The organism is uncultured Clostridium sp. (assembly GCF_900547735.1).
Classification (GTDB): domain Bacteria; phylum Bacillota; class Clostridia; order Lachnospirales; family Lachnospiraceae; genus Otoolea.
Window position 1 is genome coordinate 1 of sequence record NZ_URHZ01000072.1, and the last position, 15,611, is coordinate 15,611.

A 15,611-nucleotide genomic window follows, 5' to 3' on the forward strand; every position below is an offset into this window, starting at 1 on the left:
CCCTCCCTCTCACCATCCCGAACCCCGACCGTCCCGGCGGCGTTCTCATTCCTCAGTTAAATCCCCATTTGCAGCGCTGGATACTGATATAAATCACGGTTCACGCCGCGTCCGGTAACACGCTGCGGGATGCTCGGAAACGGCAAAAAACGCCGTTTCGCGCTTGACAAAATTAGCATGGATGATATAATCAAAAAATAAGTAAAGGAAATTTTTACCTGACAACCGGCTCTGACAACTTCCCGTCCGGGAATGGTTCCGCCCTCCGTTATCGTCATAATTTGAGAGGCCGGACAGCGGAGTCTGTTCATTCAATCAAGGCGGATACACGATAACTATCGTCCCTTGATACAGGAAACTGTGTCAGGGGATTTTTTGAATCATAAGAAGAGGCGCCACAAGAAGGCGCGTCATGAGATGCGTCATAGGGGGCCCGTACTGTGATTTAAAAAAACGTTCTGCAGGGATTTGACAAAAGAATTAAACGATATGGAATGAAAAACAATAAAGTGAAAACGAATTGGGAGATGAAACGTGGTACAAAAAGCGCAGCCGTATAAATATCAGGTGTACGATGAAATTAAACGGGGGATACTCAAGGGACAATATATGCCGGGCGACGTGCTGACGGAGAGAAAGCTGTCGGACGAGATGGGAATCAGCAGGACACCGATACGTGAGGCGATGCAGATGCTGGCCCACGACGGATGGCTGGTGATGGAGACTTACAAGGGCGCAGTGGTCCGTGAGTTCGATCTTGAGTATGTACTGGAAGTGTTGAAAATCAGGAAATCCCTGGAGATGCTGGCCGTGGAGGACGCAGTCCTGAATGTGACGGACCGGGATCTGGAGGAGCTGGAAGAGATAGCCCGATGTCAGAGGGATATGCTGAATCACTACGACGAATACGATTACATTGAGATGGACCGCAAGTTCCATCAGAAGATTTATGAGCTGAGCCACAACAGGACACTTCAGGGGCTGCTCAACAATTTTAATGATATTATTTCATTTTTCGGTATCCGCGCTTTGAAGCAGAAGGAGCGGAAGATTACAACGATGGAAGAGCATCAGAAAATCCTGGATGCCGTTAAGAGCCGGGATGCCGGTGCGGCGGTCCGAGCGATGGAAGATCATATGTCGAAAACATTTATCAATATCGAAGGCTATATGAAAGAACGCCGCAATCAGTAAAACCGGCCGGTGGCCCCAGTACTGAATAGTTACATTCTGCCCAAAAAATCACGCGAAAAAGAAAACAGCTTGACAATATTGCACAATTATGTTATCTTGTATCAAGTGGTATACCATATATCATATATCATATATCACGGCAAAAGATAAAGAGGATAAAAGGGTAAGAGGTGGAGAAATGATGAAAGTCAGCATTGTTCAGATGGATGTGCGGCTTGCGGACCCGGAATACAATTTTTCCCATGCGGAAGAACTGATTCGGAAAGCAGCCGCCGAAAAACCGGATGTCATCTGTCTTCCGGAGACCTGGAATACGGGCTTTTTCCCAAAGGAAAATCTGGAGAGCCTGTCGGACAGGGACGGCAAAGAAGTAAAGAGAAGGATCGGTTCCCTGGCAAAAGAACTTGGAATTAATATTGTGGCCGGTTCCGTAGCCAATTTAAAACAGGACGGCGTATATAATACGGCATACATATTTGACCGTGAAGGAAACTGCATTGGTGAGTATGACAAGACTCATCTGTTTACCCCCATGGGAGAACAGGATTTCTTTAAACTGGGCGATCATACCGTTAATTTTGAGCTGGACGGTGTGGCCTGTGCAATGGTTATCTGTTACGACATCCGCTTCCCGGAACTTATCAGAACCCTCACTCTGCGGGGCGTGGATGTCCTGTTTGTAGCTGCCCAGTGGCCGAGTCTTCGAAAAGGCCACTGGCAGGTATTAAACCGGGTGAGAGCGATTGAAAACCAGTGTTTTGTAGTCTGTGTCAATGCCTGCGGCACCGCGGGAGAAACAAAGTACGCAGGATATTCGGCGGCCATCGATCCGTGGGGCGAGACAATCGCCGGTGCAGACGGGGCCGAGGCGGTATTGTCTGCAGAGCTGGATCTCGACATGATAAAGGGAATCCGGGAGAGCATTAACATATACAGGGACAGACGGCCCGAAATTTACGATGTGAAAGGAAAAGCAAAAAATGAGTAAGATGAAATTCCGCGTTCTGACAAAGAACGGTGAAGCAGAAAAAGAGATAAAGTACGACAGGGTATTTGCCATAGGCTATGCGGGCCGCAATATGGAAAAGACGATGGAACATATTAAGGAGCTGGAGGAACAGCTTGGAGTGCCTGCGCCGAAGAAAATTCCGACGATTTTCCAGTGCGGCAACTATGTGCTGACCCAGGAACAGGACCTGCATTTTATCGGTGAAAAAACATGCGGGGAAGTTGAATACGTGATGGTTGTGACGGACGGAAAGCTCTATATCGGACTTGGAAGCGACCATACGGACCGCGAACTGGAGAGCATAAGCGTTCCGAAGGCAAAGCAGATTTGTGCAAAACCGATCGGAACAGAGTTATGGGATTATGATGAATTAAAAGAACACTGGGAAACCATTAAGCTATATTCCTATCAGACGGTAGACGGAACAGAAATCCGGTATCAGCAGGGAACCCTGGCCGATATCATGGATCCGGCCATGATTCTTAAGGAACTGGAAGAGAGAGTGGGCGGTATAAGGGACGCGGTGATTTACTCCGGTACGGTTCCGCTGACCGAAGGATTCCGCTATGGAACGAATTTCAGATGTGAGATGGCAGACGAAGTGTTAGGAAGAAAGTTATCATTAAACTACAATGTGATTACAGTGAGCGAGGAGGAACGGTAAGATGAGAAAGTTATTTCGGGCAGTATTGGCATCAGCGGTGATTACGGCGGCGCTTACAGGCTGCGGCGGCAGTAAAGAGGGTACGCCGGCCGGCACGGAAGCGAAGAAAGAGGCGGCTGCGGCAAGCGGCGATGCGGTTGAGATTAAGGTGGCGACCGTTGGAAATGAAAAGCACCAGTCTACCATTGCGGCAACTTATTTTAAGGACAAGATTGAAGAACTGTCCGGCGGCCAGGTCAAGGTGACGATTTATCCGAACGCTTCATTAGGCAGCGAGCGTGAGGCGGCCGAGGGCGTAAAGCTGGGAACACTGGAGATGACCATCGTTACCACGGACGGAACACTCCCGTCATGGGTATCGGATGTACAGCTTTTATCCATCCCATATTTATTTGAAAACAAAGAAGAAGCTTATTATATCCTGGACGAAGTGCTTCAGCCGGAATTTGAAAAACTGTTCGAGGCACAGGGATTTAAACATCTGGGATTTGCAGAGCTGGGATTCCGTCATTTCACAAACAATGTGCGTGAAGTTGTAACGGCATCCGATATGGAGGGACTCTCCATCCGTGTCCAGGAAGCAACCGTATGGTTCAGCCTGATGGACTGCTTAAAGGCAAGAGGAACGGCGCTTCCGTTTAACGAGCTTTATACGGCGCTTCAGCAGGGAACCGTGGACGGACAGGAAAACCCAATCGTTTCCATCGCTTCCTCCGGTTTCGACGAAGTGCAGAAATACATGGTTCTGGACGGCCACACCTACGGTGCAGAGAGCGTTATCATGAACCTGGGCTTCTATGACAAACAGACGGACGAGGTAAAGGGCTGGATCGACGAGGCGGTTAAATATGCCATTGACGAGCAGAGAACGGCCGTGGACTCCATGGAAGCGGAGTATATGGAGCAGATTAAGAACAGCGGTGTAAAGGTCAGCGAACCGGACATCGACAGTTTCAAAGAAGCGACAAAAGATTTCTATAAGAGGGATGAAATCAAGGAGCTTGTTAACCCGGAGCTGGTAGAGCTTGTAATGCAGAAGCTGGATGAGCACAAAAACAGCGGAAAATAATCCGGAATAAACGAATGGATTCAAAAGAACCGGTGGTTACCGTTTGCAGAACCTCATTTTTAAACGGGGCTGTGGATGATAACCACCGGATGAGAAACGGATAGAGAGGTCGAGTATGAAAGTTATCAATCTAGTGGTGGATCATGTGATAAAAGCCGTGATGGCGGTCAGCGGTATCGTCCTGCTGGCGGTGACATTCTGGCAGGTAGTCTGCCGGTACGTGCTGAAAGCGCCCCTGCCATGGAGCCAGGATATTATCAGGCTGAGTTTTACATACCTTGTATTTTGGGGAGCGGCTTACTGTGTACACGAAAAAGCAAACTTAAACGTAGACGTGTTTCTGACGGCGCTTCCGAAGAAAATCGGAAAACTTGCGGAAATCATAATTAATGTGGTACTGATTGGATTTTTTGCCTTCCTGTTATATATGGGAATTCAGTTTGCACAGACAGGCACTACCCAGACGACATCTTATCTGCCGATTCCGATGTCCTGGTATTACATGAGCATCCCAAGTGCGGCGGCATTTATGATCTTTTACATGATTCAGATTCTGGTGGAGCAGGTGAAAGAACTGCTCGGCATGGGAAAGGAGGAACAGTAAGATGGCGCTTATTTTACTTCTTTTTGTATTATTTATAGCCGGAATTCCGATCTGCTTTTCCCTTGGTTTAATCTCACTTTACGGAGTGGCGGCCGCCGGGTATCCCCTGTCCGTCATCACGCAGAGAATGTTCACCGGAGCGGACAGTATCTCCCTCATCGCCATTCCCCTGTTTATTCTGGCAGGCGGACTGATGGTCCAGGGAGGCATGTCCAGGCGTATCGTGGATTTTGCAGACGCTTTGATTGGCCATTTTCCAAGCGGACTTGCCATGGTCAGCATCCTGGCCTGCATGTTTTTCGCCGCTATCACCGGTTCCGCCATTGCGGCTACCGCGGCAATCGGCGGTATCATGATTCCTCTGATGAAGGAAAAGGGCTATGAGAATACGTTCTCGGCTCCCCTTCTGGCCTGCGGCGGTTCGATCGGACCGGTTATCCCGCCCAGCATTCCGCTTCTGCTTTACGGAACCATGGCCAGCGTCAGTATCGGTAAGCTGTTTATCGGCGGATTTATCCCTGGTATTATCATGGGCGTGGGCCTGATGGTTTACAGCTTCTATGTGGGAAAGAAACGCCATTATGTCGGACGTGAGCAGAAAGCGCCGGCAAGTGAGGTGTTAAAAACAGGAAAAGACGCGCTGCTGGCGCTGATTATGCCGGTTATCATCATCGGCGGCATTATGAGCGGTATCTTTACAGCGACGGAATCGGGCGCAATCGCCTGTGTGTACTCCCTGATTATCGGAATTTTTGTTTACCGTGAACTGAAGATTAAAAACCTTTGGGGCGTGTTTATCGACAGCGCCAAATCCACGGGCCAGGTTTTGATTGTCGTTGCCTTTGCATCCCTGTTCACCTGGATCATCACGGTTAACCAGGTTCCGCAGCAGGTCAGCGCATTCCTGACGGCCAACATCGGAAATAAATACCTGATGCTCCTTGTCATCAACATCGTGCTTTTAGTTGCGGGAACATTTATCGATACAACCAGCGCGCTGGTTATCTTTACCCCGCTCTTCCTCCCGATTGTACAGGGCCTTGGAATCGACCTTCTTCACTTCGGCCTTGTAATGACGGTCAACCTGACAATCGGTATGTGTACACCTCCGCTGGGCGTCTGCCTGTTCGTGTCGGGAACCATCGCGGAAGTGTCGCTGAAAGACCAGATGAAGGATTTACTTCCGATGCTGGCGGTTCTGCTGATTGTCCTGCTGATTATCACATACATCCCGGCTACGGTTACATTCCTGCCTAACCTGCTCGGATAATATAAAAATCGCTGTACACCTCTGGTTTTCGGGGAGCAGCGATTTTTTATTGAGTGGAAATGAAAAGTTCGCGAAGCGGGCTCTTCGTTGTTTCAGCAGGAGCCGTACATAGCGCCGCCAAGCCTCCCTGGAATTCTATGGGCAATCTGTTGACATATTTCACCATATTTGTTAATTTTATGTATATAGAATTTACTAAGGAGGAGATGAAAATGAACAATTTGTTTTGGTTTATCATTCTTGTGATGGGCGGGGTATTGCTGATTATGAAAACAGAGAACGTGCTGGAACGCCTTAAGCACAAGATAAAGTACGGTGCCGTATTGCAGATATTCAGCGTTTTGGCCGTCGGTATAATGGTGGTATCTGTAACGGGTTGTCAGTCGCAAAAAGAGCCGGAGATGGCGGTATACACTTCGAAGGACGGGTCCTACAGCGTCACAATGCCCGAGGGACTGAAGCAGACGGATGTAATCGGAAATTTCATGGTTCTGGAGGCTTCCGGTAAAGCGTCTGTGGAAGCAATGGCATTTACAAAAAGTAAGAGCGAGCCTGTGAACAAAGGGAATAAGATAACTTCGCTTGAAGACTTTGGGGACTTTTTTGAATCCAACATGTCAATCTCGGCAATATGGAGCGCTGAGTCGGAAAAGGTACAGGAGGGAATGGAGCGCTGTATTTACAAGGAGGGCATTGTAAAGCAGGATGGGAATTCATTTGATGCAGCCATGGTGCTTGTAGAGTCCAGGGCAAGCTATGGCGCGGTTCTGGCAATAGGGAATAAGAGTATTCCGGAGAAAGTAAGAGAAAAGATTTCCATCACCATTTTGAAAGAAGAGCAGAAAACATCATCCGTGAATTTTATAGATGGCATGAAAGCTGTTTTGGACCATGTGAACGGAGCAAATCTCCTGGAAGTTGCCGCCACCGCCGACCAGGTTTATAATGCGGCAAATGAAGAAGAAAAGAAGAATCTTCAGGCAGGCTACGACCAGATGCATGAGAATGCCAGACAGGCATTGGCAGAAAGCTGGAACATAACCGATGCCGCTTCTCTTATCAAAACGAAGGAAGATCTGTTGGGAAACGGCCATAACCGGAATGCGCTGGAATTTCTGGAGGGGTATGGTGTGACGGAGGACATGGACCGTGAGGCGGTTCAGCAGAAAATCGTTTCGGATGGTCTGGACGAGGAGAATGCAGTATGCCTTCTCGCTGCCTACGATGCAAGAGCCGCTTTCGGGGAAAATGCAATCCTTGCATGGGATTTAAGCAGGATTCCAACAATAATGGGAATGGGATGCGCCGCCGGGTATATTACTTATGAAGAAGCGCTGGATAACGCACTGGAGGCAGCGAAGCTGGCGCAGCAGAGCTTTGACTCCTGGGAAGCCTTTAACCAGAGCTATCTGTACGGATATTCTTACTGGAGCGGAGAATCCCTGGAAGACCTATCCAGCAGCGCTTACGAACGACAGGAAATTGTAAATGATCTCCAGGGAGAAGAAAACGGGCCATTTTCTGTGGACTGGGATATGAAACTTGAAAAAGAATGGTAACCATTCACGGCCGCTCAAAGAACCGCGTTTTTCAGCGGGGCTGTGAATCGTAACAAAGAATGGGAACAGTTCAAATTTCAGGGCTTGACAAACGGAACAAAACTCCCTATAATGTCAAGTACTTAAACTTAATACCTAATAATAAAGGCTTTGAGGGGAACAAGTAGTTATCTGCAGGACGCACAGAAAGCAGCCGGTCGATGAGAGGCGCGCAGGTTGGCAGACAGACGAATACATCCCGGAGCCGCGCACCCAACGGAATTGTTTAAGGATTTCCAAGTAGGCTGCGACGTATCGGGCACACGTTATCGTGCCGGAGTATCTTCTGTCTGAACAGCAGGATGTACTTACTGAGGCAGGCAGTGCGAGCTGTTTGCAAATGAAGGTGGTAACACGGGATATTGCCCCGTCCTTTTAGCGAAGGACGGGGCTTTTTGCATTAACCGCTTAGTAAGGTCTTATCGAACTTAGCGGTTAAGCACACCTGTGAAACGAGCGCGTCCTTTGCGCGACATTGAACATGGTGTTACATTGCAATTACCGCTTAGTGAGGTCTTATCGAACTTAGCGGTTAAGCACACCTGTGAAACGAGCGCGTTTTCTGCGCGACATTGAACATGGTGTTACATTGCAATTACCGCTTAGTGAGGTTTTTTCGAACTTAGCGGTTAAGCACACCTGTGAAACGAGCGCGTCCTTTGCGCGACATTGAACATGGTGTTACAGCAGGAATGAAAAGGAGAATAACGATGAAAATCTACGAAGAGTTAGTTGCCAGAGGCCTGATTGCCCAGGTAACGAACGAAGAAGAAATCAAAAACATGATTAACGAAGGAAAAGCCACATTTTACATTGGCTTTGATCCGACTGCGGACAGCCTTCATGTAGGCCACTTCATGGCGCTCTGCCTGATGAAACGTCTTCAGATGGCGGGAAATAAACCGATTGCGCTTTTAGGCGGCGGTACGGGAATGATCGGTGATCCGTCCGGCAGAAGCGATATGCGCCAGATGATGACGGTGGACACGATTCAGCACAACTGTGACTGCTTTAAGGAGCAGATGAGCCGTTTTATCGACTTCTCCGAGGGCAAGGCCATGATGGTAAACAACGCGGAGTGGCTGATGGATCTCAACTATGTGGAGCTGTTACGTGAAGTAGGACCGCACTTCAGCGTAAACCGCATGCTGACGGCGGAGTGCTACAAGCAGAGAATGGAAAAGGGCTTAAGCTTCTTAGAGTTTAACTATATGATTATGCAGAGCTATGACTTCTATATGCTGTTCCAGAAGTACGGCTGCAACATGCAGTTCGGCGGCGACGACCAGTGGAGCAACATGCTGGGCGGAACCGAGCTGATCCGCCGCAAGCTGGGCAAGGACGCCCACGCCATGACCATCACCCTCCTTCTGAATTCCGAAGGCAAGAAGATGGGCAAGACGCAGTCCGGCGCAGTATGGCTGGATCCGGAAAAGACGACTCCGTTTGAGTTCTACCAGTACTGGAGAAACGTGGGAGACGCCGATGTATTAAAATGCTTAAGAATGCTTACCTTCCTTCCGCTCGAGCAGATTGACGAGATGGACAAATGGGAAGGCAGCCAGCTCAACACGGCGAAAGAAATCCTGGCATATGAGCTTACAAAGCTGGTACACGGCGAGGAGGAAGCAGAGAAGGCAAAAGAGGCGTCCAGAGCGTTATTCTCAAGCGGAAATGCTGCCGATATGCCGACGGCCGAGCTTACAGAGGAAGATTTTACAGGGGATGAGATCGATATTCTCACAATCCTCCAGAAATCCGGTCTGGCCCCGTCGCGTTCCGAGGCAAGGAGAAACGTGGAGCAGGGCGGCGTAGCCGTGGACGGCGAGACGGTAAAGGATACAAAGGCCGTATTTACAAAGGCACAGCTCTCAGGGGACGGAGTCGTTGTAAAACGCGGTAAGAAGAACTTTAAAAAGGTAGTTTTAAAATAAGATAGTTATAGTTAAAACTAAGGCAGTTTTAATATAAGGCTGTTTTAATATAAAGTGGTTTTAAACCAAGATAATTTTAAACTAAGGTGGTCTTAAACTGGGATATCTTTAAACCAAGACATTTTAATATCAATGTGAAATCAATAAAAAGCGCCGGGAAAGCTGTAAATTGGCTTTCCCGGCGCTTTTTGGCCCTGCGTTTACTCCCATTTAAAAAACAGGAGCGAAATTCCGCCGCAGACAACGGCAATCACAACCATCACAATCAGAGACACCGTTACATGTTCAAGCGGCAGGCCGAGAGATGTGGCTTTTAAGAGCTTGATTCCCTGGGTCAGGGGCAGCACACCGGCTATTTTTTGCAGAACCGGGGGCATCACCTCATACGGCAGCGTGGCGCCGGAGAAAATCAACATTGGAAAATATAAAAGACTTGCAAGAATACCGGCAATTTTAGTATTTGGAGATACGCCTCCCACCATCATTCCGATGCTGAACATGGAGAGCATGACAAGGAAAAATGAGCCGATAAACGGAAGAAAGTCTCCCTTTAGGCGCATGCCGAAAAACAGGGTGGAAACCAGATAGACTAACGCCAGTGCGATCAGCGAATAAATCATATAGATGGATACCTGCACCGACAGCAGAAGAACCGGGCTGGAGGGTGTGATTTTAAAACGCTTTAGAATTTTCTTCTGACGGTAATCGGAGATTACAAGCGGCAGGCCCATCACGCCTCCGGCGCAGACCGCGATTGTCGAGACGGCGCCGAAGGACTGTTCCAAAAAGGTATAATCCGCGCCGGGAAAGGCGGGTTTACCGCCATAAATGATTCCCATCAGCGCGGTCACAACCACCGGCATGCAGATGGCAAAAATGATCATGTCCATTCCGCGGAAAGAAAGTTTCAGCTCTGTTTTTAACATTGTAATAAATTTATTCATTTTCGTCTTTTTCCTCTCCTGTAAACCACAGATAAGCATCTTCCAGCCTGTCGTACGGACTTTTTTTAACTGCTTCGGCCACCGTGCCGCAGAAAACAAATTCCCCATCTTTTAAAATACCGATTCTGTCGCAGAGCTCCTCCACCTCATCCATGAAATGAGAGGTTAAAAAGACGGTCAGTCCCTTTCCCTTCAGTTCCTGAAGGCTTTTCCATACACTCCTTCTGGCTTTTGTGTCGAGTCCCGTGGTCAGCTCGTCCAGAAATACGACCCGCGGATTTGGGATCAGCGCAAGAACAATGAACAGCCGCTGCTTCTGGCCGCCGGACAGTTCACTTACCAGACTTGAGCTCTTTTCCGTAAGGCCGAACTGCTTAAGCAGCCCGTCATAGTCTGCCGGGGATTTGTACAGACAGGCCGTTTCCTCACATAACTCGTTTACCTTGATTTTATCGGGATAATTTGCTTCCTGGAACTGGACGCCAACCTGCTCAAACAGCTTTTTACGTTCCTTCTGCGGATTCATCCCAAGGATGGAGATTTCTCCCCGATCGGCTTTCCTGGTGCCTAAAATACACTCGATAGTTGTGCTTTTTCCTGCTCCGTTTGCGCCGAGGAGACCATAGACTTCGCCTCCCGCAACGGTTATGTCAATATTTTTGATTACGTTTAGTGTGCCGTAGGATTTTTCCAGACCGGACACCCTGATGGTTATCTGCATACCATATCCTCCTTTATTTGATAAAGAGAGGATATCACAGGGAGGAAAGGTGGTGGGTAAGTGGAGACTTTATAGATTCATCTTCTCCATTTTCTCAATCTGAGTGAGGACATAGTCCATATTGCTTTTGGCATCCCTAAGGGAGGAGAGCAGCTTATCGCAGGCGGTAATCACGTCTTCATCCGGCGCGGGGGTGTCGAGCTTTTCTCGGATACTGGCGGAAGGATTTGCATCGAGGGATGACAGCATCCTCAGAATTGCCGTCAGCGAGTAATTGGCGCACCGCAAGGAACGTATCATTTTGAGCCGTTCGATATCCTCGCAAAAATAGGCGCGGTACCGGTTTTTTCTGCGTTTGACGGTAATGAGGCCGTTGAGTTCCCAGTTGCGGAGCGTGTCCATCGAGATTTGTAAAAGTTCTGCCGTCTCCTTACGGGTATAGACGGAACCGTCCTTTTGTGAGACGGACGCCGCGCCTTTCAGAATCTGTCCGGCAATGGCGATGGCCTCCTCCGCATGTCTTGTTTCCAGTTCAACCTGCTCCATATAGCGCGCCGCCCTTTGCCTGGCATCCCGGTAATCTCCTGCGGCGGATACTTTGATGATTTCCACCGCCTGTTTTCTGAGGCCGTTCTGCAGCACTTCCGCCCGGAGAGCGGCCCTGGCCAGCCGGAACTGCTCAATGTGCAGATCGGTAAAGACCCGGTAACCGTTACTCATGCGTTCAGGGGCCGGAATCAATTTACACTGTTCATATAAGCGTACGGTATTTACATGGATACCGATAATTTTTGCCACTTCATTTGTTTTGTAAGTTTTCATAGATGGATACCTCCGTCTTCATTATATTACAAAAAATAAGGCTGGTGTATTAATGTAGGGTTTTATTATGACCGGATTTTAAGATCTGTATTATTATAGGAATCTTTCACGGGGCCCCGGAGAGCTGACGGACGGCGGCCGGAAGATCGGCGGAGAAAATCGGCGGAGGAAATCGCTCCGGAAACGGGGCGGCCCTCTTTCATGAAACAGTGACAGGCATGTATCGGGGCCTTAAAGAGAGAGGGATAAAGAAGAAAAATTAAGAAGACCAATAAAGACAATAAAAAAAGGCTTCCCGCATCATGCAGGAGGCCCTTTTTTAGCTATCTTTATTATTGTGAAAATGCAGCCGTACTGTGATGCCGCGGCTGATAAAGAATTACTGCAGCGCTATTTTATCGGTCAGAACCGGATCGGAGGCCGGTCCGGAAGAATCCTGAACGGCAGAACCGCCGCCCGGGAAGATGACAACCTTTGAGGCGTGGATGATTTCATTGCCGGAAGCGTCGGTCATATTACGGTCGGGCCATACAAGACAGGTGGTGCCGGAGGTGAGATCTTCCGGAGTGACGATATTCCTGGTCAGGTAGGGGAGGACGGTTGTCTCGCTGTCAATGCCGTAGACCATACCGCGTTTGGTGGTAAGCTGCCAGCCCGATTCACTGTTTCCGGTAAGCTTAACGGCTGTTTCATAGGACGGAGCGGCAAAACCGGCCGGGATCTGGCAGATAATCATCTCGGCGTGGGACTGCGGAGGCAGACTGAGGGCCATGGCCGGACTTATGTAGGCATAAACCATCTCTCCGTCCTTCAGGGAATCGGCGGATACGGGATAACCGTTCAGGGCATCCAGAATCCGTGTCTCATCTGAGATGTTCAAAACCAGTGCATCGAGTGTCGTGTCTCCCTGAATATTATTGAGCATCAGGCGCTCGCCCTCATGGGAAACCGTACCGTAGACACGGTACAAATCGAGAGAACCCTGGCCATCCTCAGCGGCAATGGCTTTGGCCGGACCCGAAAATGCCATCAGCACGGTAGCTGCGAGCGCTCCGAGAAGCAGAGGCGCCTTTCTGGTGATAAATGCGGATAATCTGAAATTCTTCATACAAATCTTCTCCTTATCATCTTAAAATAGTCTATTAAAAACGTGATATCCTCATTTTACCAGAAAACGGGTCAGAATGGGGGCATTTAAAAGAAATGTCAGGAAATCTTCGGATATTACCGTTTCCTTAACTTTTTTGACGGAAGGAATAAACAGATCTGCTTAGTAAAGTAAATCCGATCAGAAGAATAGATGCTCTATCAGGATTTTTGTACCCATTACAATAAGGATAACGCCTCCTGCAAATTCGGCCTTTGATTTGTATTTCATGCCGAAAAGATTGCCCGCCTTGACGCCCGCGACGGAGAGCAGGAAGGTGATAATACCGATAAAAGAGACGGCCGGCACAATATGGACACTCAGGAAGGCAAGGGTAACGCCGACGGCCAGAGCGTCGATGCTGGTAGCGACTGCAAGCACGGTCATGGTTTTAAAATCCACGGAGGGATCGAGTTCTTCCTCGTCGCAGCGGCAGAAAGATTCCTTTACCATATTGGCACCGATGAGAACCAGCAGGATAAATGCAATCCAGTGATCCACAGAGGTGATGGCCTCCTTAAAATGGTAGCCGAGAAAATAACCAATCAGCGGCATTCCGGCCTGGAATCCGCCGAAATAGAGGCCGATAATAAGAGCATGTTTTTTATTCAGGCGCTGCATGGAAAGTCCCTTACAGACTGCGACGGCAAACGCATCCATAGAAAGACCCACGGCGAGGATAAAGAGTTCGATTAATGACATAGGAGATCCCCCTGTTCGTTTATTGATATGCGGGAAGCCGGCTGTCTCATGCGCATCTTCGCGGAGCGTTTTTGATTCATAGGACGTAATTTCCTATGAATGAACAAAGAGTTTCGCTTGCGGAACTCTTGCGCTGCCGCGCGGTTGCTTCAGCAACCATTTACCACTGCGCGGCATGTGCATCCTCGCGGAGCGTTTTTGATTCATAGGACGTAATTTCCTATGAATCAAGAAAAGACTTATCTGCAGCATGGACCGCAGATAAGTCTCATTATTTAAAGTTAAGCCAGATATTTCTATCAGTATGTTGACCAAACTACACAAGAGTGCTAACTACTCCCCTATCTCTGTACGATTTTATAGGAAGTGAGAAAAAAAGTCAACAGGGAATTTGGTTCCTGTCCACTCCGTGCCCAGCAACACGCTTTGCGATGCACAGAAACGGTAAAAAACACCGTTTCGCGCCGCAGCCCTCGGGTTTTGTGTGACTTACGCTACGCTGCACTCACACAAAACACCTCGCGGAATACTACCTGTTCAGGGTAACAGACTCTTCCCTCTACCCTTTAAAACCTCCGGGACTGAAGACGTGAAGGTTGTCGCCATCCATTCCGTCCCGGTCTGCGGCCGCTGGTTGTACTCTTTTTCATGGGGAAAGGAAGAGGAAGCAGCCGCCAACCTCCCCACCCGTCCGCTATCCTTTCACCGATTCCCTTCTGACTTGACATAATTGAGCGAAAATATTACTTTCCTTTTACATTTCCTATACAGAATCATGATTTCTCCTTTTCTGCAAATGTCTTATACTGCGAATTGTAAAACAAATGAAAAAGTATGAAATGAGTTTAAAGGAGAAAAGAGGATAATTATGAAAAAAAGATTTCAGAAATCAATAGCAATTTTAGGCGCGGCAGTTTTAATGATGGGGCTTGCAGGGTGCAGTTCTTCTTCTGAGGCACCGTCCACAGCAGCTCCGGCGGCAGATACGAGTGAGGCTCAGGCAGCGGATACAGGGGCGGCGGATACGGAAGCGGCAGAGGCTCAGGGCGATTTGAGCGGTTCCATCACACTGGCAGGCTCCACTTCCATGGAGAAATTTTCCAATGCTCTTGCAGAGGCATTTATGGAGAAATACCCCGACGTGACGGTGCAGGCCGAGTTTACAGGTTCTTCCGCGGGCGTCGAAGCGGTGCTGGGCGGACAGAGTGATATCGGAAACTCTTCCAGAAACTTAAAGGATGAGGAGAAGGGAAAGGGAGCTGTAGAAAATATTGTGGCAATCGACGGGATTGCGGTAGTGACGGATCCGGCCAACACAGCGGCAGACCTTACGAAGGAACAGCTCATCAATATCTATAACGGTACAATCACAAACTGGAAGGACGCAGGCGGAGCGGATCAGCCTATCGTAGTGGTAGGACGCGAGGCTGGTTCCGGTACAAGAGGCGCTTTTGAGGAGATTCTCAAACTGGAGGACGCCTGCAAATATGCCAACGAGCTGGATTCCACAGGCGCTGTTATGGCTAAGGTAGCGTCCACACCGGGTGCTATCGGATATGTTTCACTCGATGTAATAGACGACACGGTTAAGGTGCTGACCTTAGACGGAGTGGAGGCCAATGAAGCGAATATTAAAACTGGTGACTACTTCTTAAGCCGTCCGTTCGTTATGGCGACCAACGGTGAGATTTCTGCCCAGAGCGACCTGGTAAAGGCATTATTTGACTATGTGTATTCCGCCGAGGGTGACGAGCTTATCCAGTCCGTAGGGCTTATCACAACAAAATAAATACCGTGAGGCAGACAGACATTAGGGACAGTAAAGACAGACGGTAATATGGACAGTAATACAGACAGTAATATGGACAGTAATACAGACAGTAATACAAACAGTAATACAAACAGTAATACAGACAGGTAACATTCGACAGAT

The 15,611-nt window shown here is 48.7% G+C and carries 14 protein-coding genes and 1 other annotated feature; of the genes, 9 read left to right on the plus strand and 5 right to left on the minus strand.

Annotated elements, in window-relative coordinates; translation table 11 throughout:
* Positions 1 to 534 precede the first annotated feature (534 nt).
* The 8 genes from QZT18_RS18695 to tyrS all read left to right on the plus strand — a co-directional run bounded on the left by QZT18_RS18695 (position 535) and on the right by tyrS (position 9,342).
* A complete protein-coding gene (locus QZT18_RS18695; protein WP_294150333.1) occupies positions 535 to 1,194 on the plus strand; it encodes a GntR family transcriptional regulator in 660 nt (219 codons plus the stop codon).
* A gap of 178 nt (positions 1,195 to 1,372) precedes the next feature.
* Positions 1,373 to 2,182 carry a carbon-nitrogen family hydrolase gene (locus tag QZT18_RS18700; protein WP_294150335.1) on the plus strand — a complete coding sequence of 270 codons (810 nt, stop codon included), beginning with the start codon at positions 1,373 to 1,375 and terminating at the stop codon, positions 2,180 to 2,182.
* Positions 2,175 to 2,867, plus strand: a complete 693-nt coding sequence (locus tag QZT18_RS18705; RefSeq protein WP_294150337.1) for a DUF2848 family protein — start codon at positions 2,175 to 2,177, stop codon at positions 2,865 to 2,867. The genes QZT18_RS18700 and QZT18_RS18705 overlap by 8 nt, the downstream gene beginning before the upstream one ends.
* A 1-nt stretch (position 2,868) precedes the next feature.
* Complete coding sequence (gene dctP / locus QZT18_RS18710) at positions 2,869 to 3,936, plus strand: TRAP transporter substrate-binding protein DctP (RefSeq protein ID WP_294150339.1); 1,068 nt, start codon at positions 2,869 to 2,871, stop codon at positions 3,934 to 3,936.
* Between the two features lie 115 nt (positions 3,937 to 4,051).
* On the plus strand, positions 4,052 to 4,540 hold the full coding sequence (locus QZT18_RS18715) for a TRAP transporter small permease (protein WP_294150341.1): 489 nt from the start codon (positions 4,052 to 4,054) through the stop codon (positions 4,538 to 4,540).
* Between the two features lies 1 nt (position 4,541).
* On the plus strand, positions 4,542 to 5,810 hold the full coding sequence (locus tag QZT18_RS18720) for a TRAP transporter large permease (protein ID WP_294150343.1): 1,269 nt from the start codon (positions 4,542 to 4,544) through the stop codon (positions 5,808 to 5,810).
* Between the two features lie 212 nt (positions 5,811 to 6,022).
* A complete protein-coding gene (locus QZT18_RS18725) occupies positions 6,023 to 7,369 on the plus strand; it encodes a DUF1266 domain-containing protein (protein ID WP_294150344.1) in 1,347 nt (448 codons plus the stop codon).
* 141 nt (positions 7,370 to 7,510) lie between these two features.
* Positions 7,511 to 7,786, plus strand: a binding site (T-box leader).
* Positions 7,787 to 8,118: 332 nt separating this feature from the next.
* Positions 8,119 to 9,342, plus strand: a complete 1,224-nt coding sequence (gene tyrS, locus QZT18_RS18730; protein WP_294150346.1) for a tyrosine--tRNA ligase — start codon at positions 8,119 to 8,121, stop codon at positions 9,340 to 9,342.
* 200 nt (positions 9,343 to 9,542) lie between these two features.
* Here tyrS and QZT18_RS18735 read toward each other — a convergent pair whose 3' ends face one another.
* The 5 genes from QZT18_RS18735 to QZT18_RS18755 form a co-directional block, all read right to left on the minus strand.
* A complete protein-coding gene (locus QZT18_RS18735) occupies positions 9,543 to 10,286 on the minus strand; it encodes an ABC transporter permease (protein ID WP_294150347.1) in 744 nt (247 codons plus the stop codon).
* Positions 10,279 to 11,007, minus strand: coding sequence for an ABC transporter ATP-binding protein (locus QZT18_RS18740; protein ID WP_294150349.1), 729 nt, complete (start codon positions 11,005 to 11,007; stop codon positions 10,279 to 10,281). Before QZT18_RS18740 ends, QZT18_RS18735 begins: the two co-directional genes overlap by 8 nt.
* 69 nt (positions 11,008 to 11,076) lie before the next feature.
* Positions 11,077 to 11,829 (minus strand): MerR family transcriptional regulator, encoded by a 753-nt coding sequence (locus tag QZT18_RS18745; RefSeq protein WP_294150351.1) that lies wholly within the window; start codon positions 11,827 to 11,829, stop codon positions 11,077 to 11,079.
* 379 nt (positions 11,830 to 12,208) lie between these two features.
* Positions 12,209 to 12,937, minus strand: coding sequence for a hypothetical protein (locus QZT18_RS18750; protein ID WP_294150353.1), 729 nt, complete (start codon positions 12,935 to 12,937; stop codon positions 12,209 to 12,211).
* Positions 12,938 to 13,117: 180 nt separating this feature from the next.
* Complete coding sequence (locus tag QZT18_RS18755; RefSeq protein ID WP_294150356.1) at positions 13,118 to 13,678, minus strand: manganese efflux pump MntP family protein; 561 nt, start codon at positions 13,676 to 13,678, stop codon at positions 13,118 to 13,120.
* A gap of 868 nt (positions 13,679 to 14,546) precedes the next feature.
* On the opposite strand from QZT18_RS18755, the gene QZT18_RS18760 reads away from it, so the two are divergent.
* A complete protein-coding gene (locus tag QZT18_RS18760; protein WP_294150358.1) occupies positions 14,547 to 15,467 on the plus strand; it encodes a phosphate ABC transporter substrate-binding protein PstS family protein in 921 nt (306 codons plus the stop codon).
* Positions 15,468 to 15,611 lie beyond the last annotated feature (144 nt).

Excerpts from the sequence above, each read along its gene's own strand:
- QZT18_RS18760 (WP_294150358.1), top strand. The coding sequence starts at position 14,547 with ATGAAAAAAAGATTTCAGAAATCAATAGCAATTTTAGGCGCGGCAGTT.
- QZT18_RS18745 (WP_294150351.1), bottom strand. The coding sequence starts at position 11,829 with ATGAAAACTTACAAAACAAATGAAGTGGCAAAAATTATCGGTATCCAT.
- dctP (WP_294150339.1), top strand. The coding sequence starts at position 2,869 with ATGAGAAAGTTATTTCGGGCAGTATTGGCATCAGCGGTGATTACGGCG.
- QZT18_RS18750 (WP_294150353.1), bottom strand. The coding sequence starts at position 12,937 with ATGAAGAATTTCAGATTATCCGCATTTATCACCAGAAAGGCGCCTCTG.
- QZT18_RS18755 (WP_294150356.1), bottom strand. The coding sequence starts at position 13,678 with ATGTCATTAATCGAACTCTTTATCCTCGCCGTGGGTCTTTCTATGGAT.
- QZT18_RS18740 (WP_294150349.1), bottom strand. The coding sequence starts at position 11,007 with ATGCAGATAACCATCAGGGTGTCCGGTCTGGAAAAATCCTACGGCACA.
- QZT18_RS18725 (WP_294150344.1), top strand. The coding sequence starts at position 6,023 with ATGAACAATTTGTTTTGGTTTATCATTCTTGTGATGGGCGGGGTATTG.
- QZT18_RS18715 (WP_294150341.1), top strand. The coding sequence starts at position 4,052 with ATGAAAGTTATCAATCTAGTGGTGGATCATGTGATAAAAGCCGTGATG.
- QZT18_RS18705 (WP_294150337.1), top strand. The coding sequence starts at position 2,175 with ATGAGTAAGATGAAATTCCGCGTTCTGACAAAGAACGGTGAAGCAGAA.
- QZT18_RS18735 (WP_294150347.1), bottom strand. The coding sequence starts at position 10,286 with ATGAATAAATTTATTACAATGTTAAAAACAGAGCTGAAACTTTCTTTC.
- QZT18_RS18700 (WP_294150335.1), top strand. The coding sequence starts at position 1,373 with ATGATGAAAGTCAGCATTGTTCAGATGGATGTGCGGCTTGCGGACCCG.
- tyrS (WP_294150346.1), top strand. The coding sequence starts at position 8,119 with ATGAAAATCTACGAAGAGTTAGTTGCCAGAGGCCTGATTGCCCAGGTA.
- QZT18_RS18720 (WP_294150343.1), top strand. The coding sequence starts at position 4,542 with ATGGCGCTTATTTTACTTCTTTTTGTATTATTTATAGCCGGAATTCCG.